Raw genomic sequence first — 22363 nt, 5'->3', positions numbered from 1 at the left:
CTGCTTTGCTCGTAATCATACAGACCTATTCATTTTACAATGTATTCGTTCATCTTGGTACTAAAATCTATTAAATAAAAAGGAGAATATATATATGAAGAACTTTTTGAAAATTATTCCGATCCCGATTTGCGGGTTGATCCTTGGGTTAGCTTCCCTTGGAAATCTGTTTAAAGACTATCACCATGTTGCTTTAGGCAATCTAACTGGCGGTATCTCAATGATTCTTATGATATTCATTTTTGTTAAATTGTTTATCTTATTTGAGCATACGAAACAAACGTTGCATGATCCGATCATCGCCTCCGTTTCACCAACTTTTACGATGTCACTCATGGTTATTTGTACTTATTTTGTTTCATATGAAAGTATTGCACCGATTGTCAAATTCATTTGGTTGTGTGCAGTTATTTTCCAAGTGATCCTTGTCTTTTATTTCAATTATCACCATGTCATCAAAGCTGATCTTTCTATTGAAGCAATTTATCCAAGCTGGTTTATCATTTACGTTGGATTTGGGGTCATCACTGTAACTGCTGGGAACTTCTTCCCACTTATTGGAAAAATCTTCTTTTGGATTTCATTGGTCTGCTATGCGTTCTTATTGCCAATCATCATCAAACGTGTCTTTTTCGTAAGAAATATGGCTCATCCGACACGTCCGCTGATTACGATCGTTGCAGCACCTGGTTCTCTTTGCCTGACAGGTTACCTGAAAAACTTTGCAGAACCTAACTTTTATCTTGTCGTAGCGTTGTTCGTTTTATCTCAAGCATTGTATTTCGTTGTACTGTCTATGCTGCCACGCTTGTTCAAGCTTCGTTTTTATCCAAGCTACGCAGCCTTTACATTCCCACTTGTTATCTCTGCAACAGCTCTATTTACTACTGTTCATTACTTCAACAGTTTAGGTATTTATAGCAGCGTATTAGATTTCTTAAAGATTGCGGAATGTCTGTTTGCAAGCGTAGTTGTCTTCTACGTGCTTGCTCATTACGTACGTTTCTTAACTAAAGAACATAGCAAACATGGAAAATTTGTTTCTAAAAAAATCGCTTCATAATTGATTCGATCGGTTGTGAAAAAGCTGTTCTGCATCAAGTCATAAGAACAGCCAATCAAAAATAGCTCCTCATATCTGTCGGTTGCTTGGACTTATTCCTGCAGATGCAAGCTTTTAAACACCGTTTATTCGAAACAAGAGGTTGTGACAAGACTTTTGTCACGACCTCTTATTCTTTTGTCAAAATACTGGTTTAGTGCTACTATGTTCGAGTATGCTTTTAGTATTTATTGACGAAAGGAACCAATCAAATGAAATCATTGTCACATCCAATAAAATCTGTAAAGGATTCAGCGGTCCGCGAGATTTTGCCCGGGTTACTGCTTTCTTTTGCTATCGCTGCCATCAGCCGGCTTCTTGCTATTTATCTGCCACAGTTAGGTGGAGCGACTATTGCTATTTTATTGGGTATTTTATTAGGAAATACTTTTTTTAAACAGCCTGTTCTAGCAATCGGCACAAAATTCGCTGAAAGCAAACTATTAGAATTCTCTGTTTTTTTACTAGGTGCAACTGTCACCGCTCAAACGATTGCTCAAATTGGTGTAAAAGGAATTGTTTTTGTGTTACTACAGATGTCAGTCACTATCATCGGTGCTTACTTGATTGGTAAGAAACTGCAATTCAGCGATACTTCTTCTTTGATGATGGCTGGAGGAAACGCTGTTTGTGGTTCTTCTGCTATTGCTTCGATCGCCCCTTCCATTCATGCAAAAGAGGAAGAAAAAGGACAGATCATCACACTGGTCAATCTACTAGGTACTGTAATGATGTTGACCCTCCCTTTTCTTGGATTACAGCTATTCGGCGGAAATCTCATTGAAAAAAGCGCACTTTTGGGTGGTACACTCCAATCTGTGGGTCAAGTAGTCGCTGGTGCAAGTTTACTTGACAGTTCTGTTGTCGAATTTGCCATGTTGTTCAAGATTCTACGTATCATGATGCTTGTTGTTGTTGTCTATTTGTTTGAAAAATTCATGCACAAGAAACAACCAGCTCTGTTTGAAAAACCGACTGACACGCAGAAAAAACGAAAATTACCGCTTCCTTGGTATGTATTAGGGTTTGTGATCTTTTGTTTGGTCAACAGCTTGTTTTCTTTACCTGTAGTTATTGACCAATCGGCACATTTTATCAGTAGCTGGTTTGAGATCACTGCTTTAGCGGCAATTGGGCTGCGTTTAGACTTTGCAAAATTCATGAAAGAAGGTACACGTTTCTTATCTTACGGATTGGCTGTTGGGCTTCTCCAAACAGTGATGGCTTTACTATTTATTTGGCTGATCAAACTTTAGAATAAACACGAAAAAACAGTTGTGATTCTCGCATGGAACAATGTTCGAATCACAACTGTTTTTTAATTTTGCAGATACCCTTCTAATAGCAACAATTGGCGTTTGATTTCGACTCCATCTGTTGCGTTTCCCATATATCCTGTCAGTTTTCCATTTTGCCCGATCACTCGATGACAAGGAATAATGATTGGCAATGGATTGGTTCGATTTGCCTGTCCAATCGCTCGCACAGCTTTCGGACTATCAACAGCAACGGCTACTTCTTTATACGTTCGGATTTCTCCATAAGGAATGGTCGACAAAGCTTTCCAGACATTTTGCTGAAAAGGCGTACCTCTCTTTATAGATAAAGGAACTTCAAATTCTTTTCTTTTTCCCGCAAAATATTCTTCAAACTGTTCTTGTGTGCGCGTCAAAATTTGCTGATTCGCTGATTTGCTTTCCGAAATTGGCTGAAAAGATACGGCAGTCAACCCGGATTCATCTGCATCTAACCATAAAAAGCCGATAGGTGTGTGTATTTTCATTTTGTTTGCTCCTGGTCAACAGACTGGAACTTCCTCCTTTTTCTCTGTCCAAAACTACTTGCCAACTACTAAAAATTGTTCTTAAAAGTTTGATAAACCGAGGAAACATGGTAAACTAAATACGGTAGTTTACCAAAAGAATACCTGTTCTTTTACGTAAAATCAAATTTAAAAGGTGTTATTTAAGGTTTATTAAATTTTGAATGTAAACCATATATAAACATACGATTGAAAGGATAGAAACGATGAAAGTATCAATTGTTGTCCCATGTTTCAATGAAGAAAAAACGGTTCCTCTTTTTTTTGATGAGGTTGAAAAATTCAAAGGTGCCCATGAGTTCGAATATTTATTTATTGACGATGGATCAAAAGACGGTACGTTAGCAGCAATCAAGAAGCTAGCTGCAGCTTATCCTTATGTCCGCTTTGTCTCATTTTCCAGAAATTTCGGGAAAGAAGCGGCTCTATACGCTGGATTACAAGCATCTACAGGAGATTTAGTGACTGTTATGGATGTTGACTTACAAGATCCGCCTGAACTGCTTCCTGAGATGATTGAACGAATCACTACTTCTGATATCGATTGTGTCGGCACCCGGCGTTCGACTCGTGAAGGTGAGCCTGCAATCCGCAGCTTCTTCGCGAAAAAATTCTACCAGTTGATCAATAAAATCAGCGATACAGAAATGGTCGATGGCGCTCGTGATTTCCGTTTGATGACCCGACAAATGGTGGATGCTGTCCTAGAACTAACAGAATACAACCGATTTTCAAAAGGATTATTCAGTTGGGTCGGATTCAAAACAGAATATATTTCTTATGAAAACCGCGAACGTGTAGCTGGTGAAACATCTTGGTCCTTCTGGAAATTGTTCAACTACTCGATTGATGGTATCGTGAACTTCTCCGATGCGCCATTGACGATTGCTTCATTTATCGGCGCTTTGTCTTGTGTTTGTTCTGGTATTGCGATCTTGTTCATTATTTTGCGGGCATTGCTGTTTGGTGATCCTACATCAGGATGGCCTTCCATGGTCTCGATCTTCCTATTCATCGGCGGAATCCAACTGTTATGTCTTGGAATCATCGGGAAATATATCGGAAAAATCTTCTTAGAAACGAAACAACGTCCTGTTTATATTATTAGAGAAACAGAAAAAGTGAAGCCAAATGAATTGAAGCCTCACCAATAATATACGTCAAATGAAGTGAACATTTTTTTAAATGAAGAGGGACTGTGACAAAAATCTTGTCACAGTCCCTCTTTCCGAACAAACGGTGTTCTCCTGCCAACTCCTCGGTTACAAATCACAATATCCAGCAAACATGAGAAGCTGTTTTTTGAAATTGTTCCTTGTGACTCGGAGCTGAACGGCAGGCTTACGACCTCTTCCTTAAACGGTGTTCAAAAGCTTGCATCTGCGATAATAAATCCAGCCAATTCAAAAACATGAAAAGCTGTTTTTGCTTGGCTGTTCTTATTACTTGATGCAGAACAGCTTTTTCACAACCTCCATCTTCTTACTTTTTCATTGCCGCTTTTAGTGCTGCTGCTAATGGGCTTTCTTCTGGTTCTTCTGCCTGTGCATATTTTTTCAGCAAGCGACGTTCTTCATGTTTGGTCATTTTCTTCTTCTGCTCTTTTTTATCAAGCATTTTTTCTGTCGTTCCGTCGTATTTACAACGGAAATAAGCACCATTTTTGCCTTCGATGATTTCCATTTTCCGGTGACATTGTGGGCAGCGATGGTTGGAGACTTTTGGATCTTTTCTTCTGCGGTAGCTGCAATCTGAATTGGTGCAGACATAAATTTTGCCGTCTCGTGTGTTTTTCTCACGCAGATTGGCCCCACATTCTGGACATTTCTTTTGGGTGATCGAGAAATCTTGATATTCTTGTTTGCTTGATTTGATTTCATTCACCAAGCGTTTTGTTTCTTTTTCGATCCCATTCAAGAAGGTTCCTGCTTGTTTCTTTCCTGCAGCAATCGCTTCAAGGTCTTTTTCCCAGCTTTCTGTCAGATCCGGTGTCACTAAAGATGGGTTGACTAATACTAATAATTGTTTACCTTTAGGGGATACTTGCAGTCCTTGAGGGGTACGTTCCATCAGCTCTGATTTAATCAGTTTCTCAATGATCTCTGCACGAGTAGCCGGGGTTCCCAGACTGTATTTTTCCATTTGTCCAAGCAAGCTTGCTTCTGTCAATGGTTTAGGCGGTGCAGATAATTCTTTTTTGATGGTGAAATCAGGATTGATCCGCATTCCTTTTTCCCACTTGACTGTTTCCGTTTCAGATTCCGTTTCGCCTTTCCACCCTGCTTGGACGACACGATTTTGTCGGAAAATGAATTGTTCTTTACCAAATTCAACCGTGACTTTTGTCTGACTGACTTTGTGTGGTTGAGCAAATAAGCCTAAGAAACGAGAGACGATCATCTGATAGATTTTTTGCTCTTCATTACTTAGTTTTTCATAACGTGCTCGGTTTTCAGTTGGCAAAAGCGCATGATGATCGGTCACTTTATTGTCTTGGAATACTTTTGTCTGTTGGACGATGGCTCCGTTTTTCAAATACTGCTTGACCTCAGGAGCAAAGTCGCTGACTGCTTGCAGTCGTTCGTTCATCGTACTTTTCATGTCGTTTGTCAGATATTTGCTGTCTGTACGCGGATAAGTAACGATTTTATGGGTCTCATATAAACTTTGTACAAGACTTAATGTTTTCTTTGCAGAATAGCCATAGCGTTGATTGGCTTCTCTTTGGATCTCTGTTAAATCATAAGGTAGCGGCGCAGATTCCGTTTTTAATTTTTCTTGGATATCTGTGACAGTTCCTTTGCTTGTACTGATCAATTGAACAAGTTTTTGTGCTTCTTCTTGTGTTTTTAAAGCAAATTGATTTTTTTGAACCATTTTGGCTTGTTCTTTTCCAGCGTGCAACGTGATCGTGAAATACGTTTGTGGACGGAACTGTTCGATTTTCTTTTCTTGATCTCTCACTAATGCTAGTGTCGGTGTCTGCACACGGCCTGCTGATAAATTATCCGCGTACTTCACAGTTAAGGCTCTGGTCACATTCAATCCTACCAACCAGTCCGCTTTTGCCCGGGCAAGAGCAGATTCATACAATGCATCATATTCTTTTGCAGGTCTTAGTTGCTTGAATCCTGTTTTGATTGCTTTATCTGTTTGAGAAGAGATCCATAACCGCTTCACTGGTTTATTGAAATGCACATACTCTAAGATCCAGCGAGCAACAAGTTCTCCTTCCCTTCCGGCATCTGTCGCAATGACTGCTTCTGAGACATCTTTTCGTTGAGCCAGCTGCTTGATTGCTTTTAATTGATGTCCTGTTTTAGGAAGTGGTTTGATTCCTAGTTTTTTAGGGATTATCGGCAACGTGTCCATTTGCCAGCTCTGCCATTCCTTATTCAGATCTTCCGGCATTTTCAATCCTAATAAATGACCAAGGGCCCAAGTAACGATCACCTTGGGTCCTTCATAATAATTTTTGTGCTTTTGATTAGCACCAAGCACCTTGCTTAGGTCTTTCGCAACGCTTGGTTTTTCCGCTAGAATTAGTTGTTTCATAAAATTCCTTTCTGCTTTCTACTGTGATGGGCTGATGATTTTTCAACAACGCAAGTCCCTTGTATTGCTGTAAATCATCGTCACACTCTTCACACCAGCGCTCATCTCCGTCATTCCAAAAGGCGCTGAGAAAGTTGCTTTTTGCATTGATATATTCATAATTTTGATGGATCGCGATCCATTGTTTTTCGTACGCTTGTCGTGCTTCTTCAAAAGACTCGAATGTTTCTTCTGCTTCAATATCTTCTTCCCAGTCTTCAAAGAACCACCAAGGCTCATTGTCCCCGAACATGGTAATGACTTGATACATACTCGTGCTCCTTCTTTCAGCTTTTCTAGACTCATCTTAGTCACTTTTCAAGAAAGTTGCAAGAATTTTCTCTTATAAAAGGATCATTTAATGAACATCTTGAAAATGATATAAATGAATCTGATTGTTTAAGGCAAAGTAGCGATAAAGTCATTGATCATCCAAAAATAGCTGTCCTCTGGATCGATTGTCGGTTCTTTTGTAAAGTATCCTAAAAAACGCAAGGAAAGATAGCCGTGAATCATACTACGTAATTCTCTGCTTCGGTGGACTTTTTCTTCTTTCGTTAATTGAAAAGCCTCAAAGATCTGCAAAATGATCTGGTTCGTTTCATGGATTCCCTCTAATAAAACTGCTTCATTGGTGTGGGGCACACTGATCAGCAACTCATACACTGCTTGATTCGAAAAAGCAAAGGATCGATAAGTTTCTGCATAGATCTGCAGTGCTTCCTGACCACTTTTTCCCACAAGAGCCCGACGCAGCTGGTCATTAAGTTCCTGCAGAAGTTTTGCTGTTAACGCTGTTTTGACATCACGAATATTTTTGAAATGGTTATACAGCGAGGGAGCCTTGATATCCAAGCGTTTTGCTAAATGCTGAAAGGTTATTTGCTGAACATCCATCTCTTCTGCTAGTTCTCGAAAGCAGTCGATGATTTTCTCTTGAGACAGATTTCTTTTTTTCATTTCCATGTTTCCTCTCATAAAATAAATCCTTCACTCTTTCAGTTTACCACGAAAAAGAAAGAGAAAAAAGAGACTTTCATTGATAAACTACATATTGTAGTTTATAATAAAGAGTTGTAGATGAAAATTTTCAGAAAGAAGGAGTCTAATTGGCTGCAAGAATAAAGGAAAAATTATTTAGGAAAAGAGAAACTTGGGAACAAAACTTGTTTGTCTTATGGTTTGGAACATTTATGGCTGGTATCGGATTTAGTTTAGTCATGCCTTTTATGTCACTTTACATAGATACGTTAGGTAATTATAGTACGGCACAATTGAACTTTTGGAGCGGATTGACTTTTTCATCTACTTTCTTGGTGACTACGCTGATCTCTCCTTGGTGGGGGAAATTAGCCGACCAAAAAGGAAGAAAATTGATGCTGCTGCGTGCTTCATTAGGAATGGCAATCGTCATTTCTTTGATGGGTTGCGTAACTAGTGTGTATCAATTAGTCGCATTGCGTCTGCTTCAAGGGATTTTTTCTGGTTATATCAGTAATGCCACTGCCCTTGTCGCAACTGGGACGCCAAAAGAAAAAAGTGGTCAAGTTCTTGGGACCTTAGCAACTGGTTCTGTTACAGGAACATTACTTGGACCGCTTCTTGGCGGGATCTCTGCTTCAGCGTTTGGCTATCGCCCTACCTTTTTCATTACAGGGATCATCTTATTTTTCGTCTTCTTGCTGAGTCTGTTTTTCGTCCATGAAAAATTTGTCCCAGTGAAAAAAGAAAACATGGTTTCTGCCAAACAGATTTTCAAAGACTTGAAATATCCACACGTCGTCATCGGTATGTTCGTCACAACGATGATCATCCAAGCATCCAACAATTCTATCAGCCCAATCATCAGTCTGTACATTCGTCAATTGCTGCATGGACATGGGAATGTTACATTGATCAGCGGAATCATCGCTTCGATACCTGGAATTGCTACTTTGATAGCCGCTCCAAGATTTGGTCGCTTAGGTGACAAGATTGGGAGTGAAAGAATACTTGCGATTGGTTTGGGTTTTGCGATTTTGGTTTATATCCCAATGGCATTCGTCACGAATGTTTGGCAATTAGCTGCCTTACGTTTTTTGATTGGTATCTCTGATGCTTGTCTGCTCCCTGCTGTCCAAGCATTGATCACAAAATATTCGCCTCATCAAGCTGCTGGACGGATCTTCAGTTATAACCAATCTTTCCAAGCAACTGGTAACGTAGTAGGACCTATGATTGGCTCCAGTGTTTCCAGTGCATTTGGTTATCGTGGCGTTTTTCTTTCAACTTCTCTTCTTGTTTTGGTCAACTTCTTGCTTGTACGACACAATACACAAGAGATCCATCAGCAAGAAACTGCAGAAGAAAAAGCTTCAGGAGTCTCCATATCTTCAGAGCACTCTCCTTCTCATAGACAATAAGCGTAACTGAAAAACACTGCTTGAACAGTTGTCACAGACTGTCCTTGCAGTGTTTTTGTTTAGGCCTGTTTTTTCAAGAATTCAGATAAGAGGAATAATCCCTTTTCCAAGGTTTCTTTTTTACAACAGTAACCTAGTCGGGCATGCTTCGGTAAATCAAAGGCACTTCCTGGTACTAATAGTACTCCTGTTTCTTCTAATAAATTGATACAAAATGTCTGGTCATCTTCTTCGATGGCTAATTTAATGAAAGAAGTAGAGACGTAATTGGGAGCGACAAGTTCAACTTTCGGTTCATTTGCTACCCATTGTTTTAAAATCGCAAGGTTCTCTGTAATGATCTTTTTGTTTCTCTCCAAGATTTTTTCTTTATTCTTCAATGCATGTACAGCAAGATCATCTGACAGGACTCCGCCGCAAATCATCGTGTAGTCTCGATATTTTCGAAAAACCTCTGCCAATTCAGGTCCAGTAGCTGTCCAGCCAATACGGATACCTGGAATGGAGTAGGTCTTGGATAGGGAATTGGTTGCTATACCTTTCTCATAGACATCTACGATCGACAAGAATTCACCTTTATCCGTTAAAGGCGCATATACTTCATCTATCAATACATATGCATCTACTGTACGAGCAATTTCTGCGATTTTTTCTAAAGTTTTCCGATCTAGCAATGTACCTGTAGGATTGTTTGCACTATTCAAACAGATGATCTTTGTTTCAGGTTTGACTAAGGCTTCCAGCTGTTCTAAATCAAACTGCCAATCTTCTTCTTCCTTCAAATGAACAAAGTCAACAGTTGCACCTAAAGATTTGGGGATGTCATATAATTGCTGATAAGTAGGAAGCATCGAAACAACATGATCTCCTGCCTCCACTAACGCGTATAGAGCTAAAAGATTAGCACCAGTCGCTCCGTTCGTTTGTAAGATATTTTCTGGATCGACGGTTTGATAAAGAGAAGCGACTTCTTGTTTGAACGCATCTGATCCTTCGATCCAGCCATAGTCCAATGGTTCATTTTTGCGTTTTTCGAAAAATTCACTTACGTTGGTCCCGTCTAAGCCAACGAGTTCGTCTAATGTCAATGCTTCGATCGAACTTTGTGCAATATCATATACCGCTTTCTTTTCCCATTTATTTAGCCATTCTTCTACACCAAAATTTGCGATTTCCATGTTTCTTTCCCCCTTATATCTTGATCCAGCCTACAGCAAGCAACCCGATTGAAAGCAGTGCGGCCACACAAATCAGCCCAATCATTACTTTTTCTTTTCCCGTAATTTGATGGTTGGTTTCCCGACAAGCAATCCAGTAGAAGCAAAAACCAGGAAGATAAGCAATACTACATAAAAGGACATAAGAAAATCCTGCTAAAATGATTCCCATCAATTCAAAAACTACAGCAATCACACCGATCACTACTTGTTTTTTGATTCCTTCTTTTAAAGAAAACTGGACTTGATAGATCCCGACAAGCAGGTAGCAAATCAAGATTGCCGCTGTACATAAAGAATAGGCAAATTGATAGGCATAATCAGTAACTAAGAAAGTCAATAAGAATAGATTAGTCAAGATGGCAGTAACAACTAACGAATAAGTTGGGGCATTTTTTTTATTCGTTTTTCCCCAAGCTTTCGGCAACAGACCATCTCGAGCCATCAACATCGTTGTTTCTGCTGGGAGCATCGTCCAAGACAGCCAAGAACCGATGATCGAAATGATCAAGCCGATATTGATCAGTGCCGCTCCCCAATTTCCCACGATTCCTTTTAAAATATTTGCCATAGCAGGTTGTGAAATAGTTGCTAACACTTCTTGAGATAAGACACCGTATGGCAAGATCGAAGCAAGGATATAGATAAACAATAAACAAAGCAGCCCAATGATGGATGCTTGCTGGGCTTCTGAACGTTTCTTCGCGCGGTTAGCTAAAACACTTGCACCTTCGATCCCTACAAAGACCCACATCATGACCATCAAACAACCTTTGATCTGCAACCAGATCGTTCCTTGCTGTCCTGATCCATTCACTAGATTATCAGATACGTTGCCCCAAAAATCAGTAGTGAATATATTCACTTTAAATGCGATAAATACAAATATTAAAAATAGGAATAATGGCACTAATTTACAGATCGTCACGATCGTATTGATCACGCTCGCTCCTTCGATCCCATTGTTTACTAATAAAGTCAGCCCCCAAATAAAAAGACTTGCAAATAAAATAGAAGGAACATTTTGTCCCCCTTTGAATATTGGAAAAAATTCTCCCATGGCACTCATTAGCATCGTCGCAAAAGCAACATTTCCTAGCCACGCAGACAACCAATAGCCCCAGCCACTAATGAAGCCACCTAACTTACCAAATGAAGCTTCTGCATACCCAAAAATCCCGCCATCCAGATCTGGACGTTTTTCTCCTAAATGATTCAGCGATAATACCAAAGCTAAAATACCAATCCCGACGATTATCCATGAAAGGATTGCTGGCCCAGGGGCTGCAGAACTAGCCAAATCACTCGTGATTCCAAACACACCGCTTCCGATTGACGAACTGACAACGAGAGCAACCAATCCCCACTTACTAATACCTGTCGATTTCTTTTCCATTTCCATCACCTTCACTTATAAAATTGAACAAACCACCTGCAAAAGATATCCTTTATTTTGCAACTGCTCTTGCTTACCAAAAAGCAACTTTATTCATATTATTGGATATTATGGACTGTTTTCACTGAAATTACAAGTATAAAATGAATAAAAATTAATTTTATTGCAAAAAAACAGCTATGCTGTCCAAAAGAAAAGGGGGTTCTTTTGTTAGCCATAGCTGTTTTGATTCATTTCATATCGCTTAAACGTATTGTAAAACTTTTGTTTCTTGGTATGCGTGGTCGATCAAACCGCCACCTAGACATTCCATTCCGTCATAAAATACAACTGCTTGTCCAGGAGTGATGGCACGTACAGGTTCGTCGAATACGACTTCTGCACGGTTATCATCCAATAAGCGAACTGTCACAGGAACATCTTGTTGACGGTAACGGAATTTCGCTGTGCACTTGAATTCTTTTGGCATTGGTTCATTCGTCGTAAAGTGGATTTCACTTGCATCCAAGCTTGTGGCGTACAGTGCAGGATGGTGGAACCCTTGACCCACGTATAATGTGTTCGTCGCTAAATCTTTCCCTACGACAAACCAAGGTTCTTGCGAATCTCCTCCGCCACCGATTCCTAGGCCTTGACGTTGACCGATCGTATAGTACATCAAGCCAGCATGCTGCCCTTTGACTTCACCGTCAAGAGTGACCATATTTCCTTTTTTCGCTGGTAGGTAATTGCTCAAAAATTGTTTGAAGTTCTTTTCACCAATAAAGCAGATTCCTGTTGAATCTTTTTTCTTAGCAGTCGCAAGGCCTGCGCGTTCAGCAATTGCCCGTACTTCTGATTTTTCCATACCGCCTAGAGGGAACATCGTTTTTGAAAGCTGTTCTTGTGATAATTGACTAAGGAAGTAAGTTTGATCTTTATTGTTGTCTACTCCGCGAAGCATATGGACCACACCGTTTTCATCGCGAGTGACTTGCGCATAATGTCCAGTAGCTACATAATCAGCACCAAGATCCATTGCATAGTCCAAGAATGCTTTGAATTTGATTTCTTTGTTACACATCACGTCTGGGTTAGGTGTACGTCCTGCGCGGTATTCGGCTAGGAAATATTCAAATACACGGTCCCAATATTCTTTTTCGAAATTCACAGAATAATAAGGAATCCCGATTTGAGCAGCTACTTTCGCTACATCCTTATAATCTTCCGTGGCCGTACATACGCCGTTTTCGTCCGTATCATCCCAATTTTTCATGAAGATTCCGATCACGTCGTATCCTTGTTCCTTTAATAAAAGTGCTGTTACAGATGAGTCGACACCGCCGCTCATCCCTACGACAACGCGTGTTTGGCTGTTGTCTGTCATGATATCACCATCATTTCAATTAGATTCTGAAACATCTACGAGTTGAAGGTCGCAACTTTTCAGTATTTTACATTATACGTCATATTTCTGAAAATTTCATCCCTTAATTATCAGCGTTCGAATACATAACATATTATAGGGAAAAAATAGCGCTATCTTCATACTCCAGTGATTCTCATGATCAAAAGAGGAACGGCAGTTTCGATTCATAAGAAAAACAAAAGAACAATATTGTAATAAGTAGCAAATAGATAATTCATTCCTAAAAGTAGCCACTTCATTCGATTATCTTCAAGTTTTGTAGAGAAATAGAGACCCATCAAGCCCGAAATCATCATGAAAAGCAACAAAGGGATAACAAGCCAAGATTTAATAGTATTTGAATGGAAAGCCAACAAGTAATGGATCCCAATAAGCGAACTGATCGATATCAGCATCGGTAGACCTAGACCGAACAGGTAAAATGTTTTTTTCTTTTTTTGATAGTCTAATGTTACGACTGCTCCAAAATACAACACACATACTAACAACAACTCCCACCTAGGTAAACTTATCCACCCGATGATCCACCCAATGATGTAAAACAGCCCTACTCCGCAAGTCAAAAGAAAATGAAGAGTAATCACTAGCCATTTTACTTTTATAGAATCCATTCTTCTTGAAAAAGCTAAACTGATACCACTTAAAATCCAACATGAATACTGGACGATTAGAAACCCTATCACTTCATGACGAATATACAAATGACTGCTGAGCAAAATCATACAGAATACTAACAGAACCACCGATACCCGCTTACTTTTCTTACTTTCTATTGATAACATCCAACTCGCTCCTTTTAATTGACCCATACATCGCCTTCCTCATACCCCAATGATTCTCATGATTAAATGAAATGAGGAACGGCAGTTTCGATTCATAAGAAAAACAAAAGAACAATATTGTAATAAGTAGCAAATAAGTAATTCATCCCTAATAGCAGCCACTTTATTCGATTATCTTCAAGTTTTGTAGAGAAATAGAGACCCATCAAGCCGGAAATCATCATGAAAAGCAACAAAGCGATGATTACCCACATCCTGTCAGTATTTAAATAGAAAGCCAATAGATAATGGATCCAAATAAGTAAACTGATTGATATCAACATCGGTAGACCTAGACCGAACAGATAGAATGTTTTTTTCTTTTTTTGATAATCTAATGTTGCAACTGCTCCAAAATACAACACGCATCCTAACAACCAATCCGGCCTTGATATACCTACCCATCCGATACCCAAACCACAAATAACAAGAAGATGAAAAACAATAATCACTAGTTTCCATAGATTAGACTCTATTCTTCTTGAAAAAGCTAGACTGATACCACTTAAAATCCAACATGAATACTGGACAATTAGAAACCCTATCACTTCATGACGAATATACAAATGACTGCTGAGCAAAATCATACAGAAGACTAACAGAACCGCCGATACCCGCTTACTTTTCTTACTTTCTATTGATAACATCCAACTCGCTCCTTTTTAATTGTTTGCTTCGTTGCTGACTTCAAAAAGTTTGAAACAAAATAAATAGAAATTGGAGAACATTAAAATATGTAGCAAATAGATAATTGATGACTAACAACAGCCATCTTAACTTCGCAGATTTGATCTTTGTCGAAAAATAAAGACCTGCTAAGCCGGGGAAAAGCATTAGAATCATTAATACTACACCATGGGACCATCCATAATATAAATGACCCACAATCAGAAACCATACCGACACTAACATAGATACACATAAACCGAATAAATTGATATTTAGTTTCATTTATTTTCCCTCATTTTCGTTTTTTATTGAAACAACAAACTAAAATAGAACAGTTTATCTAGCAAAAATCAGCCAACCATAAATACCAATCAAATCAAGCAGGATGACTAGCATTTTTAAAATTTGAGAATTGATTTTTGTCGAAAAAACCAAACTCAAACCGCCAGTACTCCAACAACAAAATGTTATGAACACTAAGAACTGAAAATTATTTTCTATAGAAGGATGAAAATAAAAACTAGCTGAAATGAAACAAATTGACAACAAAATTATTGAAATGATCGTACACGTCTTACTTTTTAGTGGTAACATTCACACATCTCCTTTCTAATTGATACTTGTCTATCTTCAAAAAAACTCTAAACAAAAAATCTCACAATTAGTTATTTAAAAATAAACAAATAAAAAATATAATAACGTAGTAAAATAAATAGATATACAAATCAACACGCCTATTCAATACTCATACCTATCAAGAAATTGTATCTTCTGTAGACTATCTAACCCCAAATAAAATATAACACCTTTGATTTTATTCTTAAAAAACCTAAGTTAAACGCTAATTATCCCATTAAAGATAACAGTTCTCAATCATCGATATAGCTGATTTTACTCTTTGGTGTTATGTGCAATATATGCCTAGATTAAATAACTACTATATTTTATTTTTAAGCTACCATCATACTGATTCATATGTTATTATTCTAGCATAAAACAAGGAGGGATTACATTGAAATCAAAAATTAAATTGTTTCTGACTACCTGTTTACTCGCCATCGCATTTGCCATCCCAATCACTACTGTACATGCTGATACAGATACCCAGCAGATATTGGAGGAGTATTATGAAGAATTCAAAAATGAATACGCTTCCTTTGATCAGACATTTGAAGAATTCACCTCGAATTATTACAACCAACCATTCAATTCTGCGGTTTCCGAAGAAGACCAATTGCGTGACTACCTAAACACCGTCAATGAGCACTATATTCGTAAAGAAGCCGAACAATTATCCAAAGACCCGCCTCTCTGGTCATTTAATATCGGAAATGCTTTGGAGAATATCACTTTTGAAAAAGTACCGACTTATCATAAATATGATCTGATGAATATCGTTCAACCAGGAGATATCATTTTCGAACGGAAACGAGCGGATATAGTTTTGCGTTATCTTCATCATGTGATGATCGTAGAAGGCATTTATGAAGAGACACATATCATCAATGGAAAACCAGAGACCTTCACATATATCCGAACTATCGAAGCAACTGATTATAGTCCTATGCTTGAAACAAAAGCTGGAGGCGTTGTTTACGGCGTCTTGGATGATGAGCGTTTCGATTATACTGATTCAACTATTTTAAGAGTTCCAGAAGCGACACCAGCACAAAAAAAAGCAGCCATCTCATTTATGCATGGGCAATTAGGTAAACCATATGATATCTGGTTCGAGGCAAGAGAAAGGGATCGCTCATCCACTAGAAATGAATGGTATTGCTCTTATCTAATTTGGGCTGCTTATATGAATGCAACACCTGATGGGAGAATCGATGAACTAACTAATGAAAATGACCCTAGTTTCCAAGGTATTGATTTAGAAAGAACAGATTTTATTAACGGAATGGGTGTAACTCCAAATGATATAAAAAAATCCGATAAAGTAGAAAAAATCAATCCTTTTTTCATAAATTATAAAGATTACGCAGAAAACATACGATGGTCGAACGCCGGCACTCCTATAGATGGCGAAGATTTCATTTTTAGCCGCGGTTCCAACTCATACACCTTAAGGAATGATTATCATTTCATCGCCACGGACAAAAATAACGGGAGACCTTATGCAAGTACACGTCTTACTTTCGGGCGTAATCATTCTGGAACGATCGTCGTAGAATTCGATATGTTCACCCGTTTTCTTTTAACAGACGAAGCAAGAGCCAAATTTTCTGACAGGAATATCCCGCTTATTCCAGAGACGATTGAAGATCATGATGTTCCGAACCATGTGATGAACTGGATCAATACCTATACCCAATGTTCATTGGAGATCGTTTATTCTAACAATATCTCTACTGACAACAATCACTTAAGATATAATCCTTCTTTTACAAAAATCACGAAGAAAAAACATCCAGTCAATCCTTATCAGATCAACCAAGTCGTCCATACACCACCTGCCTTCACTCAGCAAAGATTTGACTATACAGAGAACCTCAGTATCTATGACAAATACGAAATGACGCGACCGAATCCTTTCAATGCAGATGTTTCTTATAATCGAGCTACACCAAGCTGGTATTATTTTTACAATAATTATCATGCGTTGATAAAATTAGAGAATGGTACCTATCGCCACGCCTCTTATCTAAGGATCCATGGTTCATTCACAACTGCTGCTTCTGTCAGGAATGGTTATGGATTCAATCATGATTTCACGATGACGGACGAAGCAAAAGCGATTTATGGGAATTATTTCTATCATATCGGTGTGAATCAGTCGGTAGATTATGCGATTGACTGGCTAAACCGATACACAAAAGAAAACACCCTGATCGTCTATTCCAATAATATAGATAATGATGTTAGGAAGTTGAATGACGGTACTGCCACGGTCAGAAAAGCAGTTAATGATCAAGGGAAATTCGTGTACTGTATTTTGTAGTTCCTCCTTACAACATATGACTGTATTACTAAAAAATAGGATAAAAAGTCGCGCCAAAAAGGGACGACTTTTTATCCTATTTTTGAAAATCAGGTACTTCAATTCTTTTATAACATGCAGCGAACTGCTTTTCCGTTTTGTTCCTTGTGACACAGAATTGGGCAGCAGGCTCAAAAGCTTGCATTTGTGGGGACAAGTCCTGCCAAATCAAAAACACGAGAAGCTGTTTTTGGTCGCCTGTTCTTACCACTTGATGCAGGGCAGCTTTTTCACGACCTCTTTGCTTCATATATTTCTTTGATTTGCTGCTCGGATAACGGCGTACCGAATGGCAGTTTTTCTTTTAGAAGGTCTCTTTCTGGTGCGTCTACGCCCACATTGACGACGTTTTCGATGGGAACACTATAATGATGGATATGCCCGTGAAGGTTTCGAATGGTGTCGTTAGGTCCGATTAACATTGGATAATGCGTCAAGTAATATTGCTGATGGTCGAACTTCACGATAGCACCTACGTCATAAAAATAAAATTTGGGACTGCCATCAGAAAGTCTAGGATCGTTTTTTTCTAAATAACGGAAGAACGCACGACTGTCATGATTCCCTTTGATCAAGTGGATCGTTCCTTGCAGTTGACTGACTAATTCTAAGATTTCTGCATTTGCTTTTTCATATTGCGGATGCATGGCAAGATCACCTAGATGATAGACGTGATCCGTTTCTTTTACTACTGCATTCCAGCTAGTGATCAACTGTTGGTTCATCTCATCTACATTTGCAAAGAGTCGCGGAGCAAAGTCATTTTCTCCTAGTAAACGCTCATGAAAAAAGTGCATATCACTCGTAAAATAATTCATGTTTCTCCTGCCTCCCTTTTTCTTAGAGTAAACAAAATTGCTGATCGGAGCAACTCATAACATCTAAAAAAGGCTGTGAAAAAACCACTTGATTTCAAGTAGGAAGAAAATTTTTATCACCGCTCCTTTTCTATTCGTTTTCTTGTTCACGGTGTTCTTTCACCAGTTTTTTCTGTAATTCTTTATCATAATTTCGAGCAACGGGTGTCAAAAATAAAACGATCCCGCATAAAAGCGTACCAATTCCCGCAATCAGAAACATCTTTTCTACACCAATCTTATCTGTCAAGGGGCCGGCAAATATTAAGCCAATCGGCCCTGGCAAAGTCATTAATGAGTTGAATACACCTAAGACTCGTCCTAAAACGTTCGGTTCATAACTCTGTTGGATGATCGCCATCAGTAAGGTATTGAAATAAGGTGTGGCAAAACCTGCCCCGGCATTCAATAAAAGAAAATAAAAGAATCCCTGTGTTGTCCCCGGCAACAATCCACTAGCACCAATCGTGGTACCTACGACTACATAAGCCATGAAAATCGGCTTCATCCGGTCTTTCCATTTTCCAAAAAAGCCAATAACCGCCCCACCTGCAAGCATCCCTACTGAATAGACTACTTCGACAAGACCTGCCTGTCCTACATTTTGACCAAAATACCCCATCGTCATCAACGGATACAGACTGGCAGCCGGCATAAACAATAACGTGAACACAGCACCGTTGAGCATGATATGCCAGAGACCTTTATTCTCGTACAATTTTTTCACACCAAATTTTGTATCTGTCAACAAATGAATGGTTTCGCCTTGCGAAATGACCTTAGGGATCGTCACAAAAACAAGTAATCCTACACCGAATACCGCGCCTAGCACATCAAGCAAAATCAGCCAGTTGATAGGTATTACTGTAAATAAAAACGCACCTATTGCAGGCGCAATGATAAAATTCGCTGACTGGACCATGCCTAGCTGTCCATTGATACGTGTCAGCTCTTCTTCTGGGACCATCGTAGGAAGGATCGATTGGATCGTCGGCATCTGGAAAGTTTGAGCAATTGCACGAATGAACAACGATACAAACACTAGCCACAACGGAAATGTTTCAGAAATCGTACCGACTACTACCAAGACCATCGCAAACAATGCGACAATGATATCTGTCAAAATCAACAATCGCTTTTTGTCCCAACGATCCACCAACGGACCAGCAAACGGACTCAGCAAAACCATTGGGATCATACCTAATAACGTAGCAAAGCTCAAGATCGTTGCTGAACCTGTTTCTTTCGTCAGATACCAAATGATTGCATATTGCACGATCATACTCGTGATTCCAGATAAAAACTGACCTGTCAAAAACAAGTTGATATTTTTACGCCAATGTAAAACCGGCTCCTTTTCTTCTCCCATATCCTTCCCTCATTTCCTCTAAGACTTATCGTCCTTACGTAGCTAGAATTATACTTGATTATTTCCTTGAAACCTAGCTGTTTGTTCAAATACCATCGTTATATATTTTCAGTTTTGTTAAAAAAGTAAAATTAGCAGAAAAAAATCAGCAATCATGCTAAACTAAGAAAAAACTAGGAGGGCATCAGTCATGAAAATCAACTTTCAGACCACTCTTACCCCTGAAGTAATCAAAATCGTACTTGAACAGGAACAAGGTACAATCTGGATCAGCCACAAGCTGCCTAAGCTTCCAGAAAATGCTTTTTATCTCTTTTATAATCAAAAGGTGTGTACAGCAATTGGGAAAACAGTGCAACCAGAAACAATCGATACCGTCATCATGATCCAGCTTCCTTGGGATATAGAAGCCGATTATATGATCTACATGCTCACCGAACAAGCAGAAAAAGCTGGTCTTACAATAGCCAAAGAATCGTTTCCTTCGATTCCTGAAACTGCTAGAAAGAAAATGGCAGAACACCAAGAGAAGATTGCTGCTATACTAAGTACATTTGGTTATCCAATCGATTCTTCCATGCCATCTGCCGCTGAAGATACGAAGAAAAAACCAGCAAAAGCTCGTCATCGCTGGTCAAAAGAAGTCAGTGAGATTCCTTTTACCGTCGATTTCAGGGGAAGTCAAGCAACGCTTTACTGGATCAAACGAAATGAATTGCTGATCAAAGCAGGCGCGACGCTCGTCAAAGATCCTCCTTTAAATAAAGACGGCTCATTAGGTTATGCTGCAAAATATGGGCAAAAGCTACGAGATGATTATAAAGACAAGATTTCAGGCATAACCACGATCGAAGATATCGTCGTAAAAAGTGTGAATGAGGCAAGCTTGCTGTTGTACTTTGCCGGAACAAATAGTTGGTTGGAAATAGTGGATGAACATGGAAAATCCATTGATGAATGGACGAGAGTCTGATTTACAGCAGAAAAAATGAAAAAGACAACTATTTTGTGTCGTCCTTTCAAAGTTAGAGATCTAACGATTAGGCCGTTTCAAAACTAGTTGTCTTTTTATATCCACAGGTTATTCGACTTTTTCGAATAACCCTCGGCTGATCATCCCATCCATCAAAAAATAGAATTTATCTTGACTCATTTTCTGTTTTGGATCTTTGAAAATATTGACTGCTTTCAGTCCGTTTGCTGTAGTGATCGACATTTTCAATGTTTGGATATCTTTTGATACAGTGATTTTCAGTTTGAAGCCTTCTTTGCTTTGCGGCGTTGCATCTAATGGTCGGATCAATTGATAATTGCCTCCGTTTGTTTCTGTAAACCCATTATCGCGCAATGTATATCTTTTTGCATCAGGATGCAAACGATAGCTGATTGATGCGCCAAGTACAGTTGCTGTTGTTTCAAATGCCATGATTTTCACCTCGATAAAATTAGTTTCTCTTTATTATAAAAGTTTATCCTGATTTTTACTAGGTTTTTCAGTTAAGTTCCCTAAAAATTGAAGGCGTTCTCTCATACATCTGTCCACATCAGAATGACTTTATTAGTTATTTTTTGACAGCACGAACTAATTGATCAAGGAAATAATGGATGTCTTCTTCAGTATTATCCAATCCAAAGCTGATACGAATGGATTCTTTTAGTATCTGCGTATCTTCTCCGTACATCGCTTCTAATACGTGAGAAGGTTCGATGTTCCCTGCTGTACAAGCCGAACCAGTAGAAATAGCGATTCCGTTCAGATCAAGCTTCATCAGTAGCAAATCATTTGCTTCGCCAATCAAGCGAAGATTCAACACATGAGGGAGTTTATTCGTTAAATCACCATTTACTTGATAAGGGATGTCGTTTGCTTCTAATGTATCAAGAATCAATTGTTGAAATCCTTGATATTTGTTGTTACGTGCTTCACGTTCTTCAGGTGACAGCAGTTCAACTGCTTTTGCCATTCCCCAGATTCCTGCTAAGTTTTCTGTACCTGCACGCCGCTTTTCTTCCTGCTCGCCACCTAAAAGCAAGGCAGGGATATTTACTCCGTCTCGTTTATATAAGAAACCGACGCCTTTTGGTCCATTGATTTTATGAGCAGAGATACTTAATAAATCGATCCCTAATTCTTCTGGATGGATCGTTTGGTTTCCATAAGCTTGTACCGCATCTGTATGGAAATAAGCTGGATGATCCGCTAAAAGTTCACCGATTTCTTTGATTGGCATCAAATTTCCGATTTCATTGTTCCCGTACATCACAGAGACCAAGATCGTATCTTCTCGTAACGCTTTTTTGACCTCTTCGATCGACAGATTCCCTTTTTCATCTACAGGCAGATATGTAACGTCAAACCCCTTTGTCTCTAAATATTTCATGGTATTAAGAACAGCAGGATGTTCGATAGCTGTAGTGATTAGATGTCTGCCTTCTTTTTGACGCGAGAACGCTGTTTCTAAGATAGCTGTATTATCCCCTTCTGTTCCACCACTATTAAAGATGATCTCATGAGGTTTTGCTTGCAGACTATCTGCAATGATTTGTCTTGCTGTTTCCAATTTTTCATGCGCGTGGCGGCCAAACCCATGTATGCTTGAAGGATTACCAAACGTTTCTTGCATGATCGCCGTCATCGCTTCAATTACTTGCGGATGCATGGGGGTAGTTGCCGCATGATCCAAATAAATAGTTTTCACTTCATTCATCCCTTCCAAATTATC

General features: G+C 38.9%; 20 protein-coding genes. 6 read left to right on the top strand and 14 right to left on the bottom strand.

Annotated features, from left to right (window positions below; all coding sequences use genetic code 11):
* Positions 1-94 precede the first annotated feature (94 nt).
* Entirely contained in the window at positions 95-1063 is a 969-nt protein-coding gene (locus IGJ53_RS02685; RefSeq protein ID WP_010731995.1) for a TDT family transporter, read from the top strand.
* 251 nt (positions 1064-1314) lie between these two features.
* Positions 1315-2358, top strand: a complete 1044-nt coding sequence (locus IGJ53_RS02680) for a YeiH family protein (RefSeq protein WP_010731994.1) — start codon at positions 1315-1317, stop codon at positions 2356-2358.
* A gap of 62 nt (positions 2359-2420) precedes the next feature.
* Here the strand turns inward: IGJ53_RS02680 and IGJ53_RS02675 are convergent, their stop codons facing one another.
* Positions 2421-2885, bottom strand: coding sequence for a methylated-DNA--[protein]-cysteine S-methyltransferase (locus tag IGJ53_RS02675; protein ID WP_010731993.1), 465 nt, complete (start codon positions 2883-2885; stop codon positions 2421-2423).
* 245 nt (positions 2886-3130) lie between these two features.
* On the opposite strand from IGJ53_RS02675, the gene IGJ53_RS02670 reads away from it, so the two are divergent.
* Positions 3131-4078 carry a glycosyltransferase family 2 protein gene (locus IGJ53_RS02670; RefSeq protein WP_002375005.1) on the top strand — a complete coding sequence of 316 codons (948 nt, stop codon included), beginning with the start codon at positions 3131-3133 and terminating at the stop codon, positions 4076-4078.
* Between the two features lie 328 nt (positions 4079-4406).
* Here IGJ53_RS02670 and IGJ53_RS02665 read toward each other — a convergent pair whose 3' ends face one another.
* The 3 genes from IGJ53_RS02665 to IGJ53_RS02655 all read right to left on the bottom strand — a co-directional run bounded on the left by IGJ53_RS02665 (position 4407) and on the right by IGJ53_RS02655 (position 7478).
* On the bottom strand, positions 4407-6479 hold the full coding sequence (locus IGJ53_RS02665; protein ID WP_259741772.1) for a DNA topoisomerase III: 2073 nt from the start codon (positions 6477-6479) through the stop codon (positions 4407-4409).
* Complete coding sequence (locus IGJ53_RS02660) at positions 6412-6789, bottom strand: DUF1033 family protein (protein WP_002312065.1); 378 nt, start codon at positions 6787-6789, stop codon at positions 6412-6414. Before IGJ53_RS02660 ends, IGJ53_RS02665 begins: the two co-directional genes overlap by 68 nt.
* A gap of 128 nt (positions 6790-6917) precedes the next feature.
* Positions 6918-7478 (bottom strand): TetR/AcrR family transcriptional regulator, encoded by a 561-nt coding sequence (locus IGJ53_RS02655; protein ID WP_002325115.1) that lies wholly within the window; start codon positions 7476-7478, stop codon positions 6918-6920.
* A gap of 149 nt (positions 7479-7627) precedes the next feature.
* Here IGJ53_RS02655 and IGJ53_RS02650 point away from each other — a divergent pair, with 149 nt between their 5' ends.
* A complete protein-coding gene (locus IGJ53_RS02650) occupies positions 7628-8920 on the top strand; it encodes a multidrug efflux MFS transporter (RefSeq protein ID WP_002329559.1) in 1293 nt (430 codons plus the stop codon).
* A gap of 59 nt (positions 8921-8979) precedes the next feature.
* Here the strand turns inward: IGJ53_RS02650 and IGJ53_RS02645 are convergent, their stop codons facing one another.
* The 6 genes from IGJ53_RS02645 to IGJ53_RS02620 form a co-directional block, all read right to left on the bottom strand.
* Positions 8980-10098 (bottom strand): aminotransferase, encoded by a 1119-nt coding sequence (locus IGJ53_RS02645; protein ID WP_259741771.1) that lies wholly within the window; start codon positions 10096-10098, stop codon positions 8980-8982.
* A 13-nt stretch (positions 10099-10111) separates the two neighbouring features.
* Positions 10112-11533 (bottom strand): arginine-ornithine antiporter, encoded by a 1422-nt coding sequence (arcD, locus tag IGJ53_RS02640; protein ID WP_438749483.1) that lies wholly within the window; start codon positions 11531-11533, stop codon positions 10112-10114.
* A 244-nt stretch (positions 11534-11777) separates the two neighbouring features.
* Entirely contained in the window at positions 11778-12899 is a 1122-nt protein-coding gene (gene mnmA / locus IGJ53_RS02635) for a tRNA 2-thiouridine(34) synthase MnmA (RefSeq protein WP_002313365.1), read from the bottom strand.
* A 206-nt stretch (positions 12900-13105) separates the two neighbouring features.
* Entirely contained in the window at positions 13106-13723 is a 618-nt protein-coding gene (locus IGJ53_RS02630; protein WP_123838037.1) for a hypothetical protein, read from the bottom strand.
* A 92-nt stretch (positions 13724-13815) separates the two neighbouring features.
* Positions 13816-14409 carry a hypothetical protein gene (locus IGJ53_RS02625; protein WP_172891931.1) on the bottom strand — a complete coding sequence of 198 codons (594 nt, stop codon included), beginning with the start codon at positions 14407-14409 and terminating at the stop codon, positions 13816-13818.
* A gap of 40 nt (positions 14410-14449) precedes the next feature.
* Positions 14450-14713, bottom strand: coding sequence for a hypothetical protein (locus IGJ53_RS02620; protein ID WP_375379629.1), 264 nt, complete (start codon positions 14711-14713; stop codon positions 14450-14452).
* A 730-nt stretch (positions 14714-15443) separates the two neighbouring features.
* Here IGJ53_RS02620 and IGJ53_RS02615 point away from each other — a divergent pair.
* Complete coding sequence (locus tag IGJ53_RS02615) at positions 15444-17375, top strand: YiiX/YebB-like N1pC/P60 family cysteine hydrolase (protein WP_259741768.1); 1932 nt, start codon at positions 15444-15446, stop codon at positions 17373-17375.
* Positions 17376-17644: 269 nt separating this feature from the next.
* Here IGJ53_RS02615 and IGJ53_RS02610 read toward each other — a convergent pair whose 3' ends face one another.
* The gene (locus IGJ53_RS02610) at positions 17645-18232 is read right to left on the bottom strand and encodes a metallophosphoesterase family protein (RefSeq protein ID WP_259741766.1); all 588 of its coding nucleotides are present in this window, start codon (positions 18230-18232) and stop codon (positions 17645-17647) included.
* A 130-nt stretch (positions 18233-18362) separates the two neighbouring features.
* Complete coding sequence (locus IGJ53_RS02605) at positions 18363-19640, bottom strand: MFS transporter (protein WP_010731982.1); 1278 nt, start codon at positions 19638-19640, stop codon at positions 18363-18365.
* Positions 19641-19830: 190 nt separating this feature from the next.
* On the opposite strand from IGJ53_RS02605, the gene IGJ53_RS02600 reads away from it, so the two are divergent.
* The gene (locus IGJ53_RS02600) at positions 19831-20613 is read left to right on the top strand and encodes a hypothetical protein (RefSeq protein WP_010731981.1); all 783 of its coding nucleotides are present in this window, start codon (positions 19831-19833) and stop codon (positions 20611-20613) included.
* Positions 20614-20721: 108 nt separating this feature from the next.
* On the opposite strand, the gene IGJ53_RS02595 is transcribed toward IGJ53_RS02600, so the two are convergent.
* Both IGJ53_RS02595 and IGJ53_RS02590 read right to left on the bottom strand, forming a co-directional pair.
* Positions 20722-21066: a DUF1831 domain-containing protein gene (locus tag IGJ53_RS02595; protein WP_010731980.1), complete on the bottom strand. Its 345-nt coding sequence runs from the start codon at positions 21064-21066 to the stop codon at positions 20722-20724.
* A 136-nt stretch (positions 21067-21202) separates the two neighbouring features.
* A complete protein-coding gene (locus IGJ53_RS02590; protein ID WP_042956879.1) occupies positions 21203-22348 on the bottom strand; it encodes a cysteine desulfurase family protein in 1146 nt (381 codons plus the stop codon).
* Between the last annotated feature and the right edge of the window lie 15 nt (positions 22349-22363).

The organism is Enterococcus sp. DIV1283b, from assembly GCF_051710965.1.
GTDB lineage: Bacteria > Bacillota > Bacilli > Lactobacillales > Enterococcaceae > Enterococcus_B > Enterococcus_B lactis.
Note: the sequence above shows the minus strand (reverse complement) of the source record. Positions and strands in the feature narration are given on the sequence as shown.

Coding starts and splice junctions, on each gene's coding strand:
- IGJ53_RS02685 (WP_010731995.1), top strand. CDS start 95: ATGAAGAACTTTTTGAAAATTATTCCGATCCCGATTTGCGGGTTGATC.
- IGJ53_RS02680 (WP_010731994.1), top strand. CDS start 1,315: ATGAAATCATTGTCACATCCAATAAAATCTGTAAAGGATTCAGCGGTC.
- IGJ53_RS02675 (WP_010731993.1), bottom strand. CDS start 2,885: ATGAAAATACACACACCTATCGGCTTTTTATGGTTAGATGCAGATGAA.
- IGJ53_RS02670 (WP_002375005.1), top strand. CDS start 3,131: ATGAAAGTATCAATTGTTGTCCCATGTTTCAATGAAGAAAAAACGGTT.
- IGJ53_RS02665 (WP_259741772.1), bottom strand. CDS start 6,479: ATGAAACAACTAATTCTAGCGGAAAAACCAAGCGTTGCGAAAGACCTA.
- IGJ53_RS02660 (WP_002312065.1), bottom strand. CDS start 6,789: ATGTATCAAGTCATTACCATGTTCGGGGACAATGAGCCTTGGTGGTTC.
- IGJ53_RS02655 (WP_002325115.1), bottom strand. CDS start 7,478: ATGAAAAAAAGAAATCTGTCTCAAGAGAAAATCATCGACTGCTTTCGA.
- IGJ53_RS02645 (WP_259741771.1), bottom strand. CDS start 10,098: ATGGAAATCGCAAATTTTGGTGTAGAAGAATGGCTAAATAAATGGGAA.
- arcD (WP_438749483.1), bottom strand. CDS start 11,533: ATGGAAAAGAAATCGACAGGTATTAGTAAGTGGGGATTGGTTGCTCTC.
- mnmA (WP_002313365.1), bottom strand. CDS start 12,899: ATGACAGACAACAGCCAAACACGCGTTGTCGTAGGGATGAGCGGCGGT.
- IGJ53_RS02630 (WP_123838037.1), bottom strand. CDS start 13,723: ATGTTATCAATAGAAAGTAAGAAAAGTAAGCGGGTATCGGTGGTTCTG.
- IGJ53_RS02625 (WP_172891931.1), bottom strand. CDS start 14,409: ATGTTATCAATAGAAAGTAAGAAAAGTAAGCGGGTATCGGCGGTTCTG.
- IGJ53_RS02620 (WP_375379629.1), bottom strand. CDS start 14,713: ATGAAACTAAATATCAATTTATTCGGTTTATGTGTATCTATGTTAGTG.
- IGJ53_RS02610 (WP_259741766.1), bottom strand. CDS start 18,232: ATGAATTATTTTACGAGTGATATGCACTTTTTTCATGAGCGTTTACTA.
- IGJ53_RS02605 (WP_010731982.1), bottom strand. CDS start 19,640: ATGGGAGAAGAAAAGGAGCCGGTTTTACATTGGCGTAAAAATATCAAC.
- IGJ53_RS02600 (WP_010731981.1), top strand. CDS start 19,831: ATGAAAATCAACTTTCAGACCACTCTTACCCCTGAAGTAATCAAAATC.
- IGJ53_RS02595 (WP_010731980.1), bottom strand. CDS start 21,066: ATGGCATTTGAAACAACAGCAACTGTACTTGGCGCATCAATCAGCTAT.
- IGJ53_RS02590 (WP_042956879.1), bottom strand. CDS start 22,348: ATGAATGAAGTGAAAACTATTTATTTGGATCATGCGGCAACTACCCCC.